Raw genomic sequence first — 16,421 nt, 5'->3', positions numbered from 1 at the left:
TCCGTCTTTTGCCTCTAGAGGGAGATTCTGTTTTTTACCGAGCAGAGTGCTGACTGGTTCATTAGGCTTTAGCAGGTCGTGCCTTCATGAAATGCTTATTTGGACTCTTGCAACAACCGAATCGTAGCTAGAGTCACTTGCAGATAACAACTGATAAGGTAATCGCAATTGCCGCTATTTCGGCCGTCGCGTCATCTGCCATAACGGCCTCGTTGTTTCTCGTTGCTTCGCAATCCATCCCGGTAAAGACCGGGCCCGGCAGTGCAAGCCTTTCTGGAATCGCCGCATCTGCTGGAACAGTGCATCGCATACTGCTAATTGCTGCTGAAAAAACTGCCCAAGTCGCGCCCGATAACGGCCTGTACCCCGGAGGTCTGTGGTACAATGAAATGGTGTTCAATGGAACGGTGCCGGGGCCTCTTATAGAATCTAACCAGGGGGATACCATCCAGATAACGTTGAAAAACGAAGGCAAGCTGGTGCACAGCCTGAACTTTCATGCTGGCTTTGGGCCAAGTCAGGCGCTGTCCGGAGTTGTAAATCCGGGACAAAATAGAACATGGAGCGTCACAACAAAATATCCCGGCGCATACCTTTACCACTGTGATGGCGACAACCTGAACGGCATCTGGGAGCACATCGCCGATGGAATGTACGGCGGAATAGTTGTTCACAGCAGCAAATGGCGATCCTCGCATGAATTCTACGTCGCATTCAGCGAGCTTTATGACACCGCTGGCCATCCGCCCCTATCTGGAAACCAAACCGCCTCTGCAACAAATGCATCAGGGAACAGCGCCGGCGACTTTGATATCGGCAAGTTCGTTTCCCGCAAGCCAGATCTTGTACTTACTAACGGACTGGCGTTTCGGTACATACCGCAAATCGGTGAAACTGCCAAAATTACGCTAAACAGCAATGCCGAGGTCTTTCACGTCAAAGCTGGAGAGCCAACACGCTGGTTTCTATTCAATGCAGGGCCTAGGAATGGGATCGCGTTTAATTTCGGCGCTGGACTCATACGCGAGGAAGTCCCTACCGCTACCGAAGACAATTCAAGCGGTATTGCAGCAAGCAACGGTTCGCAAATCACCAGCGACGGCACTCGCGGGTACAGCTCAGTTTCGTACCTGCCGCCCGGGGCTGGCGCCGTATTTGATACGGTTTTCCCTGAACCCGGAGTCTATTTTGGAAACGACCACGATGTCGGAAGCATTCTGTATGGTGCAGGGTTCGAAGTAATTGCTAGCTGAACCTGAATTGCGACGCGACGCCTAAGAGTCTATCGGAGATTTCGAAAACGTGGCCGCTGGCGTTTCCAAGCTGAGCGGGTCAGAAATAGAACCTGCCTTCGCTCTCAAGAGCATTTAGCACTTCCTTGTCGGCCTGCTTCATGTCCGCGCTGTTTTCTTTAAGGCTTGCAACGATGTCAGTCGCACTTATTATGCCAACCGGCTTTTTCGTTTGACTGCCTTCTACGACCAGCAGATGCCTTACCCTGTTCTGAATCATAAAGTTCGCGGCTTCGCCGATTGGGGTGGCTACGCCAACGGTTCTTACCGGAGCAGACAATATCTCGACAATTTTTACGTCAGAGCTATTCTTCCCGGCTGCACATATTCGCCTTACAAAATCTCTCTCAGTCACTATCCCTGCGGCGGTTCCGTCGTCATTAAGTACCGCAAGAGAACTTACTTTCTCCTGCACCATCTTGTTTGCAGCTTCTTGCGCCGTGTCGACGGCGTTGATTGTGGCCAAGCGCTCCGTCATTATGTCTCCAACGGTTACGAGAGGCGATCCCACCATTTGTTTATCACCTAATGTGCGTAGCCTTGCTCATTATCTTTTCCTGTCGCCTCCGCATTCGCGCCGCGGCCCGCTTCAAACGCACAATTGCGCACCGCAGCTGGTTATGCATACAAGAATGATTCATGGAAAACAAGCACTGAATGCACAGACAACGGCTATCTCTACCTGCAATGCACCGGGTAAAGCTCCAATCCTTCCGCAATCAGAGATAATAGTGACTTGGGAGCTCAGCTTCAGCATGAAAAAACAGCCATCAAACTCTTCAACTTTTGAACCTTCAGCCAGCGAATCAACCCAGATTCTCCCTCTTCCAAAGGCAAAGCAAATCGCGCTCAAGCGTCCGACCTTAATCGTGGGCTTTCAGGACAGCGGAATGGTAGGCTCGCTTTCGACGAACCACCTTGTCGAGCAGCTCGGAATGCACCAGATTGCCTTCGTCGAGTCTCCCTATGTCATGCCGGCAGCCTTTTTTATCGCAGGCAAGTTCAGGCACCCCTTCAGGATTTACTCCAACAAGTCCGGCACACTTTGCGTCCTGATGTGCGAGGCGCCTACGACTGCCATGGGAACGTACTCGATCGTCAGCGCAATACTAGGATGGTGTGCAGACGAAGGAGTCAAAGAGATAATGGTGGTGGGAAGCATCACGCCGGACAGCTACACGGCTACTCTCCAGGACGTCAGGCGCGCACTTCTCCTGGAAAGCAGGGAAGACGGTCAAGCCGGCTCTGGCGGCATATTCGGAAATATTACACATGCACTGAGAAGAGGAAATGCCGATGGCATTGCCTTGCCCGCAGCGGGGCTGCAAAATGAGCCCGAGGGCGATTCATCGGTCATAACCCCCAATACCGCCGTAATAGTGGGTCTCGCCGGGGCACTAATCTCTTCAGGCGTAAACCAGAACCTCCTATGCAGGTGCCTGCTGGTTCCAACGCTTGCAAACATCCCTGACCCAGAGGGCGCAGCGATTCTGCTTGAGGCGCTCGGCAAGGTCATCCCCTCAGTCCAGACGGACGTCTCGGCTCTGAGAACTCAGGCGGAGGCAATTCGTAAAAATATTGAGGAATTTGTAAAGATGCGCCAGGCAAGCTTGCAGGAGTACGAGCGGCAGCATGGAGCTAGCGGAAGGCCCGGAACCGAAACTATTTACAAGTAATCCTGACTCTAAAAGCTCACTCACCGCCGGCGTGCGGGCTATCTCAATGGCTTTTTTCTGTCAAACCTTATGGTAACGCCGCGGCGCTCGTCATACTCTATTGAGCAGACCTCATCGATCCTCATTGGGATAAAGGACACCTCTTTGCCGCAGTCGGGACACTGCCTAATGATTCCTCGCTTGTTAAAGCATATTAGTGACCAGTGGCAGCCGTCGCACAGTTCAAGGATGACCTCAGGCAGCCTTTCACCGGAGATTTCCTTTTGTATGGTGTCCATGTCCTCGTTTGGAATCACGAGGCTCTCGGGCGAAGAACTTTCAGGCGGTCCCCTGTTTTCCTGCATTATTCACCATTGATGCAATAATTGGCCGCGTATTTATGTTTCAGCCGGCTACATACCGGGAATTTTCTTAATTTCTTACGCAAATGCGGCATGTAGTTCGGCTTGCTTTGCATTGCACTGCAATCCTCATGCTTTTCTTGGCGGATTGATCTCGCGCAGGGTATGGGTGTGACAACAGTCCACAAACCGACAATGCAGGTAGGAAACTACATGAGTTTTCCTGTAATTACCGGGGAACCAAACATGACGCTTGCAAACGCAGCTATAGTGATGGGCCTCAATAAGATAGGAAACCTCGTCATAATGAAAGGAAACACCGCTGATGGGCGTGTCGAAGGAGTCCTGACGGAAAGAGAGATTCTCGACGTGGTCGCCCGCAAAAAGTCGATCCCTGATATCGCTGTAAAAGACGTGCTGGTCCAAAAGTATGAGGCGATACCCGAACAAACAAGAATCGCCCAGGCAGCAAAAATCATGATAAGAAAAGGCAGGCGCCTACTTGTATACGGCAGAAAAAGGTCTGGGCTTGACAAACTGTCCGGCATTATCACGGCATCAGACCTGATGTATGCATTCCAGCAAACAGACAGAAATCCACCCATTGAGACTGTGATGTCCAAAAGGCTCGTCAGGGTAAGCCCGGAAAACACCATTCTTCACGCCGTCAAGGTCATGGTCAAAGAACGCATTGGAAGCGTAGTTGTCGGTGAATTTGCGAATCCCATTGCCATCTTTTCCGAGCGCGACATGATGTTCAGAGTTCTAGCAGCGGGCGTCAGCGTTGAGGAAAAGGTCATGAAGTATTCGTCACAGCCGCTAATCATTGCAAACGTTGGAATAGGGGCAAGCGATGCGGCAAAAGTGATGCTAGAGAACAACATAAAGAGACTCCCGCTTGAGAGAGACGGACGCCTCGAAGGCATAGTCACTGCCCGCGACGTTGTCGAGGCATTTCAGAGGAGGCTCTAGCGTTTTGTCGCAGTCAACGGCCGCCGGTGCGCTTCCAAACATCAAAAAGATAATCGTGCCCCTTGACGGCTCAGAATTTTCGTTCGCAGCAGCCAGGTATGCAGTCTACCTGGCAAAAAGGTCTGGAGCGGAGATTGTCTTCATGCACTCCATTGTAAACCCGCCCTACGCCGACTATTCATCAGTGGGCCTGATGCTGCCAAGATATCTTGAGGAAGCCAGGCTCAAGGCCGAAGGCTGGTTTGCAGAGGTGAGGCAGATTGCAATGCGCGAAGATGTCAAGATGAGCACCGAGATTATACTTGATGTCGTATCAGTGCCTTCCTCGATAGTCGAATTTGCGGAAAAGGAATTGGCGGACCTTATAGTTATCGGGACAAGGGGCCAGAGCGGGATAAAGCGCTTCCTGCTTGGAAGCGTCGCAAGCGGAGTGGTGTCGCATGCGCACTGCTCGGTACTTGTGGTGAGAAAGTAGGCCGCCAGAGCATACTGATTTATTGAAGGCCCAGGGGCGAATACTGCATCAGTTTGAAAAGCCAGCAGCAGGGCGTGAAAAAGAAGGCTATCCTTGACATGGACCCGGGCATCGACGATGCCATGGCTCTGCTTCTCGCGCTCAACTCGCCGGACCTTGACATACTTGCGGTCACGACCGTCAGCGGGAACGTAAGTGTTCGCAGGACGACTGCCAATGCCCTGAGAATAATCGAGGCTGTCAACAGCAAGGTCCCGGTACACCCCGGTGCCAGCAGGCCAATCAGAAGCGGCGAGACGATTGACGCCGAGTTCATACATGGAAGGGACGGCCTTGGCGACACAGACCTGCCGGAGCCAAAATCAGCCCCGAGCACCGTAGGTGCGGTTGACGCAGTGTCGGCACTGCTCAAGGCCCACGGGCCAAAGGAGATTTCAATTGTCGCGACGGGCCCGCTTACCAACGTCGCGATGCTCATTGAAAAAGATCCCTCCCTTGCATCCAGGGTTGACAGGATTTTCGTCATGGGAGGCACGTACGACCCTCTAGTGCGCGGCAATACCACGGAATACGCCGAGTTTAATTTTTACTGCGATCCAGAGGCTGCAGCAATCGTCTTTGATTTTGCGGCGGGCAAGGTCTCGGCTCCCGCGGTTGTCGCATCGGGCCTGGACGTTACGAGCTCGGCGGATTGTGCAGTCACAAGCACTTCCCTGTCGACAATATGCTCGCTTTCAAGCAGGCCGGCGAAAGTGGCCTGCAAGATATTGCAGTACCCTGTCAAGACTTATTCTTACTTCAACCTCCACGACGTGTTTACTCTGTTTTCGCTCCTGCACCCAGAGGTGCTCAAAATCGAAGAATGTGGCGGCATAAGCATCTCTTTAGACGGCGCATTTAGAGGAAGAAGCGTCGTCAAGGCGGGAGAAGGAGGCAACGTCGCCGTATGCCGCCAGGTCAATTCCCAGCGGTTCAACCAGCTGGTCGTAGATGGGCTCAGGTGAGCTTCACTGAGTCTAGCAGCATCCGCATCTTCGGCTGGCCGGCATAGTATTCTATCATCTCCTTGTCCGGGCTCCCCCTGGTCTCCTCCCTTGTGGTCTTTAGGCCCGCGGCAATGCAGGCCCGAAATAACGACTCTATGTCGTCAAGCCCCTCAACCTTAAAGGAAGCGAAGGTTCCAACCAGCGTGTCGCCTGCTCCTACTGTGCTGACAACCTTCAGTCCAAAGTAATCCAGGTCGAGCGGCGGAATCAGCGCTTTTTTGTCGCCGGAAAATAGCGCACAGCCTCTGCTTCCAAGTGTAATAACCACCCGTTTTCCTCCAAGGAGCCTTGACAGGCGGCTGCCTGCGTCAGCGATGGAATCCGGCGCTGCCGGCGATTGCATCAACAGCCCTGCCTCCTGCTCGTTTAATACCACATAGTCCGCCTTTTCTAGGTACGACCTGAGAGTTCCTAGTCCCAGGTTTGTCAGGAGCGCCGGCGAGAGGACAAGCAACTGATCTTTGGATTTGGAACCGGCCAGCCGGCTTGCGACTTCAAACGGAGGGTCAATTACAATTATCATTTCTGCCCCGGAAACGGCCTCGGCAATTCTGGCTGCTGCCGCGTCCTGAAAATGCTGCGACGGGAAGAAAAAATCCGGCTGTAGCAGGTTTGCAGCCATGTGGGTGAGAATCATGTTCTCGCCTGTCTGGTTATCAACTACAATGTAGGCCTGGCCGGATGCCATTTTCCTCTGAAAGATTATGCAGCCAGTATCAACTCCCTCTTTTTCCAGAACCTGAATCTGGCGCTGCGCCACATCATCGTCGCCAAGCCCAGCTACAAGTGTCACCTTGGACGGTCCTAGTATCCTAGCAGCCGTAACGGCGGTGTTGCCTCCCTTGCCACCGGGAACCGAAATCATGCGCCTGACCTGCATTTCCTCTCCCGCAGAGGGGAGGCGGTCAACGAACAGGGTTGTGTCCCAGTTTATAACCCCGCAGACGAGCAACCTTGAAGACATGCCTTGCATTTCCGGCGGTTTGTTTATACTCTTTGTGCCTATGACAGAGCATCACGGCGTCGTGTTTAATAGCATGAACTCAATAGTCGTCTGAGAGGCATGAGCGAGACAGACGCTTTTTCAACAATAATAGTCCCTCTTGACGGATCAGAGCAATCGATGCGGGCTGCTAAATCGGCAGTCATGGTAGCTGCAAAGTACGGTGCATCCGTCACGGCCGTCTACGTTGTCAACATCGACCAATACCTCCAGTCATTCGGGCTTTACCGGCTGTCGTACCCAGACGTTGTCAAGAAGAAAATTGAAGAGGCTGAAGCCGAGGCAAAGGGATGGTTTGCAGAGATCCAGAACATCGCGGACAGAGCAGGCGTCAGCTTCAGTCACCACGTTATCGACACGCCGCACTCAGTCGTGGCCGCGATTATAGAATACGCCGAAAACGAAAAAGCCAGCCTGATAGTAATTGGAACCCGCGGCAGATCGGGATTTAAAAAATTGCTACTTGGCAGTGTCGCCAGCGGTGTGGTAACCTACGCCACCTGTCCCGTGCTGGTCGTCAGGTAGGTTTTGATGGGAAGGGAACCTTCAAAGCTTGTGCAGCTCCGCTCACCTCAGCTGATTACTGACCTGCGGGCAAGTTAGATTCTTCGAGGCCTCATTTCCGGAAAATTGTAGCGCCCCAGATTAGGCGACCACCGCAAGGAGCTCCTGATTTCGGGAGGATTCAGAAGAATTATTGGTTTCAGTAACTCAAATGGTTAATAACAATCGACTGTGGGCGGGGCTTGTACACCATAGAGGTATGTAGTTCACATAGTTCACCTTCTTAATTGTTTTATTCAAGCTGATTATTCTCGAACAACGTTATAGGAGATATTGTATATGCCAAATAGTCAAAATTTTGAACTGAGAAAGGTGCAATTTTCAGGTCGCACGTCTTTCATGCTAGCACTCCCGAAAAAATGGGCGCAGGACATGGGCCTCAAGCAGGGTGACAAAGTCATGATTGCCAAGCAGAACAACACCTCTCTGGTTGTAATGGCACGGAACTCTCCGACCGGAGCATCCGTGGAGAAGAAGGCAGATGTTGTAATCGATCCAGCATCGTGCAAGGAAGACATGGGGCAGGTGCTGAGGAGGATTATCTCGTACTACCTCAAAGGCTACAGCAGGATTGACATTGCCGTCGCAGGCGGAGGCCGGCTTACCTCGACCCAGAGGACCGTGATTAAGGAACTCGTGAGACGATGCCTTATGGGCACAGAGATAATCAGCGACTCACACGAAGTAATTTCACTGCAGGTTCTTCTGGGCCATGCCCAGCTGAACGTCCAAGACGCAATAAAGCGAATGTACCTTATCACCGCCTCGATGCACAGCGACGCAATCAGGGCATTGAGCTCAAGAGACCATGACCTCTCCGATAATGTCGCAAGAAACGACGATGACGTTGACAGATTTAGCTTTTACATCATGCGCCAGCTCGAAATTGCCTTACAGGGCGAGGTTGATTACTCAAGCCTGGGGCTTGGCGCGGATGCCGACCTCTTGCGGTACATGCTTGTGGTAAACGTTGTCGAGCGCATCGCGGACCTTGCATGCAAGATTGCGGCCGACTCGACCAAAATAAAGGAGCCCGTTGACGACTATTTGGTAGCGAGAATCAGAAGGTTGAGCGAATCAGCTACGGGTTTCGTAGCAGACTCTATCCTGGCACTTTTTGAAGAAGATTACAATACTGCCGACAGAGTCATTCGTGCCACCAGAATGTTTGCATCAGAGATGGAAAAGGACTTGGCGGTAATCGAAAAGAACGAAGGGCTCGCCAAGTCCCCGGCATCTATACCTGCAAGAATAGTTCTAATATTTGAAAGCATCAAGCGCACCGCCCAGCACGCTAGCGAGATTGCTGAAGTAGTCCTCAACATGACCGTCGAAAAGCCGCAAGTTCAGACAGCCACAGTCGCAGAGAAAGTTGCCCTAGCAGCAAGATAATAATTAAAAAACCGGTGCAAGGAAAGAGAATTAACGCATGAAACTGTTTTCCGGTAAGAAAAAAGGCGAAGACGCCCAGGCGCCGGCGCCAGTTTCTGCACCATCGCCGGTGGGTCCTGACGGCGAACCTTCGGCAGGAACTCCTTTGGCAAGCAGGGGTGAAACCGCGAGCCAGTCGCCCACGGTGAGCGGAGATTCCAAGCCAAAGAAAAAGTGGTCCCTTGGAAAAAATGACAAGCTAAGCGGCGATTCTGCCTCAGAGCAGTCACAATCGCAAACACACTCTGCGGCTAGCCACGTGGCATCAGAGCCAAAGGAATCCCGGAAGGGTTTCTTTGGAGGCAAAAAAGAGGACCGCCACGTCCCGCAGGTAGAGCCGGTAGAGCTGGCCGAGAAGGCCAAGACCGCAGAAGTATTTGCGCATGAAAAACGCGAGCTCACACCAGAGGAAAAGGCTGCGGTTGAAGAGTATTCTCGCAAAAAGACAAAGAAGCTCAAGAAAGGCGGCGGCTTTTCGCTTTTTAAAAAGGCCAAGTTAGTCGATACCGAGCCCGCGCCCACGGCAATCACCTCGATTCCCGGCAAGCTCGTCGACGACCCCACGTATGCGCTACTTCAGGAATACAAGAACATAACATATCCTGTCAAGGAGCCGTTCCAGTTTGTAAACATCGTACATGAAAACGGCGAGACCACTTACAACGTTATTCAGCCGCAGCTCACTACCAAGGAGCAGAATATTCTCAAGAGCATCAAAAAGACCTACGATATGCTGGTCAACAGCGAGCGCGTGCTTGTCGATACTACAGACAAGATCGAGTTTGTAAACGAAATTTACAAGGAGATTCTGGACATACAGGGAGTCAAGCTCAGTCCGCTGGAAAGGCAGAGGATTCTCTATTACCTGCTTCGAGACTATGTCGGCTTTGGGGAAATAGATGCGCTGATGAACGACAGGATGATAGAGGACATCAGCTGCAATGGTCCTGACACCCCGCTCTATGTCTATCACCGCGTCTACGAGTCAATCAAGACGAACGTGGTCTTTGAGGAGATGGCGCTAAACAGCCTGCTCCTGAGGCTTGCCCAGATTTCAGGCAGGCACATTTCAATTCTTCAGCCAATCAGGGATGCGGCGCTTCCTGACGGGAGCAGAATCAACATGACCATGGGCCGCGAGGTCACCAAGAAGGGTGCGACATTTACAATCAGAAAGTTCAGGAGCAGACCAATTTCCCCGGTAGAGCTCATAAGGCTAAACAGTGTTGACACGAGGATCTTTTCGTACCTGTGGCTTCTTGTGGAATTCGGTAGCTCCATCTTAATCTCTGGCGGAACAGCAGCCGGCAAGACGACTCTGCTAAACGGAATATCGATGCTTATCAAGCAGGAGAACAAGATAGTCTCCATCGAGGACACCCCAGAGATCAACCTCGCTCATACTAACTGGATCCAGGCAATCACCAGAATCGGCTTTGGTGAGGCGTCATCCTCAAGCAACGTGTCCGGCATTTCAGGCGTCTCCGGGAAAGGCCGCTCCGCGGGAGACGTGAGCCTGTTCGACCTGCTTGTCGCGGCGCTGCGACAGAGGCCGGAGTACCTCATTGTGGGTGAGGTAAGAGGTGAGGAGGCCTATACTCTGTTCCAGGCCATATCTGTGGGACACTCTGCGATGGGGACCATCCACGCGGCCTCGATGTCGGAGCTTCTTGCCAGGGTGGAGTCGCCACCCATGAACGTTCCCCGCGTCCTTCTTTCAAACACCAACCTTGTCATTTTCGTAAACGCAGTCCGAAAGGGCACAGAAAAGGTCAGAAGGGTCAGGGAAATCGTCGAAATACTCGGCCTTGATCCGGAGACAAAAGAGCTTGTGACAAACGTTGTCTTTAGGTGGGATCCGTTCACGGACACGTTTGAATACGGGGGCAGAAGCTTTTTGCTTGAAAAAATAGCCGACAAGCTGGGCCTCGAAAAGAGGCAGCTCTACGAACAGCTAGAAAAGCGCGCGTCAATATTCGAGTACTTGATATCAAAGAGTGTAAGTGACTACCGAGAAGTTTCGGACATTATCAGAAACTATTACAAGGACCCGGCAGGGATATTAAATGCGATTCAAGTCAAGCAAGTATAAGCGCCTGACGTACAGGTTCTTCCGCTGGGCGGACGCTAACCCGAGCCCCTCCATGCTCAACACAATCTACCAAGCCGACATCAACCAAACGCCGGGCATGTTCCTTGCAACGATTTTTGGCATTGCAATGATTGCCACGCCTGTTGTATTTGTCGCGTGCATGATTGTCTTCACGTACTTTGTGCATGGGTTTCCGCAGGCGGGCCTTATCACCCTGGCGGTAACGCTTGCGACCTTTGCTGCGTCTACCGGAGGACTATACTTTATTGCTGTGAACAAGATCTCGTCAAAGCGCGTAAAGATAAATTATAACCTGCCGTTTGTCATGTCGTACATGGCGACGCTTTCAAGCGCCGGCATGAACCCCGTGCAGACCATACGGCACGTCGCCCTCAAGGAGTTCGGGCCGGTCTCCAAGGAATTCTCAAAGATTGTCTACCGATTTGACATTCTTGGTGAGGACGTTATTACTGCCATTGGCTTTGTAGCGGCGCATACCCCTTCGGACATGCTGAGGGCGGTGCTGCTGGGCATCGCCAACGTCATAATTTCCGGCGGAAGCCTGCGCGACTATTGCGAAGAAGAGTCAAAGGAGCTTATTGCGCTCAAAAAGGCCAAGCTCAAGGGCTTTATCGACAGCCTCGCGATGGTGAGCGAAGGGTACCTCGGGGGAGTCATAGTGTCTGTCATCATGGGCGTAATTGGCATTTTCGTGGCAGGCTCGCTTGGCTTTCACATACTCGACTTTACGACGCAGAACCTTTTCGACATGCTCGTGTTTGTCATGGTACCGCTCATGAACATGGTATTTCTGGCCATGATTGAAATGAAATTCTCCTCGGGCGAATACTGAAACACGTGCTTTTCTGCGCCCGTCGCACTGCAGAAATTGGGCTGAAGTGATTTTAGTATGGCCAGTCTTTTTTCTTTTTGGAATCAGGTCTTGCATGTACGGGCTGCTTACCTGCAAAACTCGTGGAGTCGCTTGCCGGTTCTCCCATAACGGTATTCCATCTCAAAATGTTAAAGAAACAGGGCATATCATCATAAAAATTCAATATTAGATTATAATCGCAAATTAGTAGGGTTTTTATATGAACCGTTTATGCAAATAGTGGCGGGAAATGCCGATCGACACGGGAGATACCACATGGATGCTTGTCTCTACGGGCCTCGTCATGATGATGACGCCTGCTCTGGGCTTTTTTGAAGCCGGCCTTATCAGAAGCAAAAATTCGCTTTCAATTCTGATGCAGACCTTCTCTGGCCTAGCGATCCTGTCCACACTCTGGTTTGTTCTGGGGTTTAGCCTTACATTTGCGCCGTCAGACAACGGCTTTATCGGTGGTTCACAATGGCTGTTCTTCAATAACGTTCCAATGAACCAAGGCGTCGACTATGCCCCCACAATCCCTGGTGTGACCTTTGCTTCCTACCAGATGATGTTCGCGGTGATCACACCCTTGCTTATTACAGGCGCCTTTGCAGAGCGCCTCAAGTGGAGCTCATTTTTCGTTTTCATTATTGCCTGGAGCATTTTCATTTACTACCCGCTTGCGCACTGGATCTGGGGAGGTGGATGGCTTGCCAAGCTCGGTGTGTTCGACTTTGCAGGAGGCATTGTAATTCACACCAGCGCCGGTCTAGGCTCGCTGGCCGCCGCGCTTGTCCTTGGCAGAAGGAAAAACTTTGGCCCGGATATCATGGTGCCGCACAACATCCCGCTTGCGGTCATTGGTGCAACTCTCCTCTGGATTGGATGGTTTGGGTTTAATGCCGGAAGCGCGCTGGCCTCAGGCTCTCTGGCAGGAAACACGCTGCTTGTAACCCATATCGCATCGGCTACCTCTGCCATGGTATGGATTGGCCTTTCATGGAAGAGGTCGGGCAAACCCTCAACGACTGCGGTTATCAACGGTGCTATTGCGGGGCTCGCCGGCGTCACACCTGCGGCAGGCTACATCAGCTCCCAGAGCTCTTTCTTCCTTGGGATCGTGCTTGGGTTCGTATCGTATTACTCTATCCTCTTACTGAAAGAACACTTCAAGATCGATGATGCCCTCGATGTCAGCTCTGTACACGGCATGACAGGAATTGTGGGTTCGCTTGCAATAGGATTGGTTGCAACCCAGCTTGTTAACCCCGCGGGACCAAACGGCGCATTGTTTGGCAACCCGATGCAGTTTGCGATTCAAGCTCTCGGTGTGGGCGTTGCAGCCGTCCTGGGCTTTGTGGGCACCGTCGTTATCATGAAGATAATCGACAAAGTAATTGGCCTGAAGGTCAAAGAGGAAGAAGAGGACATCGGGTTGGACATCACGCAGCACGCAGAACGTGCGTACGTCCAGTAAGCATCGGCTTTGAGCCACGGGGAATTTTTTCCCCACCTGGTTCGCTAGCAGGATGCGCCCTGAAATTAGCAGGGGCGCGTCTGCGCAACCCGCACGACCGGGGCTACTTAAGACTCGCCAAAAAGCTGGAGGCGATCCGGTCTATCTCGGCTTCTTTGACACCTGGATGTACCGGAAGCGAGACGACGTGGCTTGCGCACCATTCTGTTGCGGGAAGCCTTGTGCCCGGTGCCAGCCTCATGTAAAAAGGCGTCTTGTGGACGGGGGGGTCATAATACACTGTCGCGCCGATGCCGTCTGAAATCATGGCGCTCTTTGACCTCTCCCGAGAGCCTTCCGCTATGCATGCTACTGTATAGAGATACCAGTTGTATCTCTTGTCAGCACTCTCCTCGGGGATTGCAAAACCCTTGCCCTTTGCAGAGGGCATCAGCAGCTTTGAGAGCATCTGCGCGTTGCGCCTCCTCATTTCAAGCATCTTTTCAAGCTTTTGCATCTGGACCTTGGCGACTGCGGCCGAGAGTTCCGGCAGCCTCAGGTTCAGTCCCAGCACACGAGTGTCGTACCCCTCGACCATCCCGTGGTTTCTTATCATCTTGATATTGTCTGCCATTTCATCGCTGTCGGTGGCAACCGCCCCACCTTCCCCCGCGGTAAGCACCTTGCTCGCGTACATGCTAAAGCAGCCCATCAGGCCAAGCGTGCCGGTCTGCTTTTTCTTGTATGTTGAGCCAAGAGACTGGCAGGCGTCTTCAATAACCGCGAGAGAGCTGCTGCGCGCAATCTCAGAGATTTCGTCCATGTCTGCAGGGTGACCGTAAAGGTGCACCGGAATCGCGGCCTTGGACTTTTTCGTAATCTTTGCCTTCAGATCGGCCGGGTCCATGGTATAATCGCTCTTCTTGATGTCGACGAAAACCGGCTTGCCCCCCGCCGCCACGACGGCGTTGGCGGTAGCCACGAATGTAAACGATGGAAGGAGCACCTCGTCGCCTTCCTTGATGCCTATCGCCATAAGCGCTGCTTGAAGCGCTGCCGTGCCAGAGTTGACCGCAAGAACATGCTTCACATTCAAATACTTCTGCATGAGGGACTCGACGTCGCGGACGCGCTTGCCGCCATCCCGTGCAGCGGTGGTCAGAGCGTTTTCGTCAAGAACGCTTGCGACCTCTTTTTTTTCCTCCTCTCCAATCCAGGGCCTGTTGATAGGAATCATATTCTTCGCTAGAGTATGTACAGTCAACGGCTGGAATATAGTGTGATCGCTAATATGGGTAGGTGAGGCTGGCAGACGACATACACCTGCCGCAGGCTGATGCCGGTCGACTATACCGCAGAGCATTAGACAGTTAACGAACAGTATGCTAGAACGGTTTTAGCAATGCCTATCAATGATAACCCCCCGGAAGCCTGTATATGGCAAAGAAGAAAACCGCCGCGGCGAGAAAGTCCAAGACCGCAGCTTCCAAACGCGGGAATCCGCGCACCAGTGCATCGGGCCGAAAAGTCAAGCAAAGCCGGAGCAAGACCGCGGGACCCAAGAGTGAAAGTCCAAAGGTGGACATTGTCATAAGGCGCTCGACTGGAAGGACTGAAAGGTTTGACAGCGACAGGATGGCGCAGACCGTCAGCAGGTCAGGCACGCCCTTCATGCTTGCAAAGGACATTGCAGAGAAAGTCTCAAGGCGGGTCAGGACCGAGAGCAACGAGATCGCTCGGGAAGTCGAGAGCAACAAGGAGCACCCGTCATTCAGGGGCATCGAGCCGAGAACTATCGAAGTTGACGGCGCCGACGTGAGGGAAATGGTGGCAGAGGAGCTCCGGGAGGCAAACCGGCCTGAAATTGCCTTGTCATACTCTGGAGAAAGAGCGGAAAACGCAGGGGTGGCAAAGGGAGAAATTCTTGACAGTTCAAAGGAGCCACAGAGCGGTTCTCAGGCAGCAAAGCACAGCAAGCTGGTTTACGACTCTACAACACAGTATGCCAAGCACTAACTAGCAGTGCATGGGCGCGGCGAAATGCTGATTTAGAAGGGGGCATGCACCTGAGGTAGCAGCTTGGACAAGACTGCAAAACGCGCTGACGTTTCCAGCGCCGCGCAATGCCCGCCTGAAATCAAAGGCAAGAACTTGCTGTTTCATTGCGATAATCTGGATTGCATGAACTATCTCCTTGAGGCTGGTCTTGAGAATTCGATAGGGCTCGTCTACATCGATCCTCCTTTTCTCTCCGGCGAGCGCTATTACCGCAGAATAAAGAACGACATGGTGGCCGCTTTTGACGACATACTGACTCGGGACAAATACTTGGAGATGTTGCAGCCGAGGCTTCATGCCATCCGGCGCCTGATGTCGCCCTCCGGGTCGCTGTTTATCCACCTCGACTGGCACGCAGTGCACTATGTCAAGGTACTTTTGGATTCGGTATTTGGCCCTGCAAACTTTAGAAATGAGATAATCGTAAAACGCGGCCGACGCAAGAATCTGCAGTACCAGTTCAGTTCAATCGACAGGATGCACAGCGGTTTTGACTCGCTACTCTGGTATTCTAAGTCAAGGCAGGCCAAGTTCGCGCTCCCGCTCGGACCCGCGAATTCCGAGGCAAAGTGGATGGGCTTCTGGAGCAATGTCAACAGGCCGACGATGCGATATGAGATATTCGGCTACCGCCCAGAGAGGGGGCAATGGAAATGGGCAGAGGAGAGGGCCAAAAAGGCAATAGAAAACTACAATCTATACAGGTCCTCATACGGCCACCTTGCGCTGGAACAGTACTGGGAAAAGACTGGCAAGGTCCTCGAATTTATCCGAAAGAGAAGCACGTCAAAATACCCCGAGTACTGGATCCCGCCAAGAAAGTTCAGGCTGCTTGATAATATCTGGCTTGATATTGAGGCTTACAATTACTCGACAGGCTATGCTACAGAGAAGCACGCCGAGCTGTTGGAGCGGATCATATCCCAGTTCTCAAGGCCGCAGGACATCGTAGCCGATTTCTTCTGTGGTTCCGGGACTGCTCTTTATGTCGCGGAAAAGCTCGGCAGGACTTGGATAGGCTGCGATTCTTCCACAGAGGCCATTTCCGTCACGCAAAGGAGAATCCCGAGCGCCGAGGCGCAGTTGAAAAGCTTCCGAAATTCTCCTCCGCGGGCAAGCAACATAAATTAATCAGAATTGC

At 52.4% G+C, this 16,421-nt stretch carries 16 protein-coding genes; 12 read left to right on the top strand and 4 right to left on the bottom strand.

The genetic code is table 11. The features are described 5' to 3' along the window. Nucleotides 1-137: 137 nt before the first annotated feature. Nucleotides 138-1,253 carry a multicopper oxidase domain-containing protein gene (locus ABI361_04245; GenBank protein MEO9319863.1) on the top strand — a complete coding sequence of 372 codons (1,116 nt, stop codon included), beginning with the start codon at nucleotides 138-140 and terminating at the stop codon, nucleotides 1,251-1,253. 79 nt (nucleotides 1,254-1,332) lie between these two features. On the opposite strand, the gene ABI361_04240 is transcribed toward ABI361_04245, so the two are convergent. After that, the gene (locus tag ABI361_04240) at nucleotides 1,333-1,806 is read right to left on the bottom strand and encodes a CBS domain-containing protein (GenBank protein ID MEO9319862.1); all 474 of its coding nucleotides are present in this window, start codon (nucleotides 1,804-1,806) and stop codon (nucleotides 1,333-1,335) included. Between the two features lie 241 nt (nucleotides 1,807-2,047). Between ABI361_04240 and ABI361_04235 the strand changes: the two genes are divergently transcribed. After that, nucleotides 2,048-2,968 carry a PAC2 family protein gene (locus tag ABI361_04235; GenBank protein ID MEO9319861.1) on the top strand — a complete coding sequence of 307 codons (921 nt, stop codon included), beginning with the start codon at nucleotides 2,048-2,050 and terminating at the stop codon, nucleotides 2,966-2,968. A 38-nt stretch (nucleotides 2,969-3,006) separates the two neighbouring features. Here the strand turns inward: ABI361_04235 and ABI361_04230 are convergent, their stop codons facing one another. Further along, a complete protein-coding gene (locus ABI361_04230; protein MEO9319860.1) occupies nucleotides 3,007-3,312 on the bottom strand; it encodes a hypothetical protein in 306 nt (101 codons plus the stop codon). Nucleotides 3,313-3,480: 168 nt separating this feature from the next. Here ABI361_04230 and ABI361_04225 point away from each other — a divergent pair, with 168 nt between their 5' ends. From ABI361_04225 to ABI361_04215, 3 genes are read left to right on the top strand one after another with little or no spacing between them, the layout of a single operon-like run. After that, nucleotides 3,481-4,281: a CBS domain-containing protein gene (locus ABI361_04225; protein MEO9319859.1), complete on the top strand. Its 801-nt coding sequence runs from the start codon at nucleotides 3,481-3,483 to the stop codon at nucleotides 4,279-4,281. Between the two features lie 4 nt (nucleotides 4,282-4,285). Next, nucleotides 4,286-4,756, top strand: coding sequence for a universal stress protein (locus tag ABI361_04220; protein MEO9319858.1), 471 nt, complete (start codon nucleotides 4,286-4,288; stop codon nucleotides 4,754-4,756). A 53-nt stretch (nucleotides 4,757-4,809) separates the two neighbouring features. Further along, nucleotides 4,810-5,760, top strand: coding sequence for a nucleoside hydrolase (locus ABI361_04215; protein MEO9319857.1), 951 nt, complete (start codon nucleotides 4,810-4,812; stop codon nucleotides 5,758-5,760). Here the strand turns inward: ABI361_04215 and ABI361_04210 are convergent. After that, the gene (locus ABI361_04210; protein ID MEO9319856.1) at nucleotides 5,753-6,766 is read right to left on the bottom strand and encodes a PfkB family carbohydrate kinase; all 1,014 of its coding nucleotides are present in this window, start codon (nucleotides 6,764-6,766) and stop codon (nucleotides 5,753-5,755) included. The two genes, ABI361_04215 and ABI361_04210, sit on opposite strands and share 8 nt — an antisense overlap. A gap of 99 nt (nucleotides 6,767-6,865) precedes the next feature. Here ABI361_04210 and ABI361_04205 point away from each other — a divergent pair, with 99 nt between their 5' ends. From ABI361_04205 to ABI361_04185, 5 genes are all read left to right on the top strand, one after another. Then, nucleotides 6,866-7,330: a universal stress protein gene (locus ABI361_04205; protein MEO9319855.1), complete on the top strand. Its 465-nt coding sequence runs from the start codon at nucleotides 6,866-6,868 to the stop codon at nucleotides 7,328-7,330. Nucleotides 7,331-7,708: 378 nt separating this feature from the next. Next, nucleotides 7,709-8,761, top strand: coding sequence for a PhoU domain-containing protein (locus ABI361_04200; protein MEO9319854.1), 1,053 nt, complete (start codon nucleotides 7,709-7,711; stop codon nucleotides 8,759-8,761). Nucleotides 8,762-8,798: 37 nt separating this feature from the next. Then, nucleotides 8,799-10,892 carry a type II/IV secretion system ATPase subunit gene (locus tag ABI361_04195; GenBank protein ID MEO9319853.1) on the top strand — a complete coding sequence of 698 codons (2,094 nt, stop codon included), beginning with the start codon at nucleotides 8,799-8,801 and terminating at the stop codon, nucleotides 10,890-10,892. After that, nucleotides 10,867-11,745: a type II secretion system F family protein gene (locus tag ABI361_04190; protein ID MEO9319852.1), complete on the top strand. Its 879-nt coding sequence runs from the start codon at nucleotides 10,867-10,869 to the stop codon at nucleotides 11,743-11,745. The genes ABI361_04195 and ABI361_04190 overlap by 26 nt, the downstream gene beginning before the upstream one ends. 271 nt (nucleotides 11,746-12,016) lie before the next feature. Continuing rightward, complete coding sequence (locus ABI361_04185; protein ID MEO9319851.1) at nucleotides 12,017-13,243, top strand: ammonium transporter; 1,227 nt, start codon at nucleotides 12,017-12,019, stop codon at nucleotides 13,241-13,243. Between the two features lie 103 nt (nucleotides 13,244-13,346). On the opposite strand, the gene ABI361_04180 is transcribed toward ABI361_04185, so the two are convergent. Continuing rightward, nucleotides 13,347-14,459, bottom strand: a complete 1,113-nt coding sequence (locus ABI361_04180) for a DegT/DnrJ/EryC1/StrS family aminotransferase (GenBank protein ID MEO9319850.1) — start codon at nucleotides 14,457-14,459, stop codon at nucleotides 13,347-13,349. Between the two features lie 200 nt (nucleotides 14,460-14,659). Here ABI361_04180 and ABI361_04175 point away from each other — a divergent pair, with 200 nt between their 5' ends. Then, on the top strand, nucleotides 14,660-15,238 hold the full coding sequence (locus ABI361_04175) for a hypothetical protein (GenBank protein ID MEO9319849.1): 579 nt from the start codon (nucleotides 14,660-14,662) through the stop codon (nucleotides 15,236-15,238). A 63-nt stretch (nucleotides 15,239-15,301) separates the two neighbouring features. Beyond that, nucleotides 15,302-16,411, top strand: coding sequence for a site-specific DNA-methyltransferase (locus ABI361_04170; GenBank protein ID MEO9319848.1), 1,110 nt, complete (start codon nucleotides 15,302-15,304; stop codon nucleotides 16,409-16,411). Nucleotides 16,412-16,421 lie beyond the last annotated feature (10 nt).

The organism is Nitrososphaera sp., from assembly GCA_039938515.1.
In the GTDB taxonomy this organism is placed as follows: domain Archaea; phylum Thermoproteota; class Nitrososphaeria; order Nitrososphaerales; family Nitrososphaeraceae; genus Nitrososphaera.
This window is presented reverse-complemented; position numbering and strand designations above follow the sequence as displayed.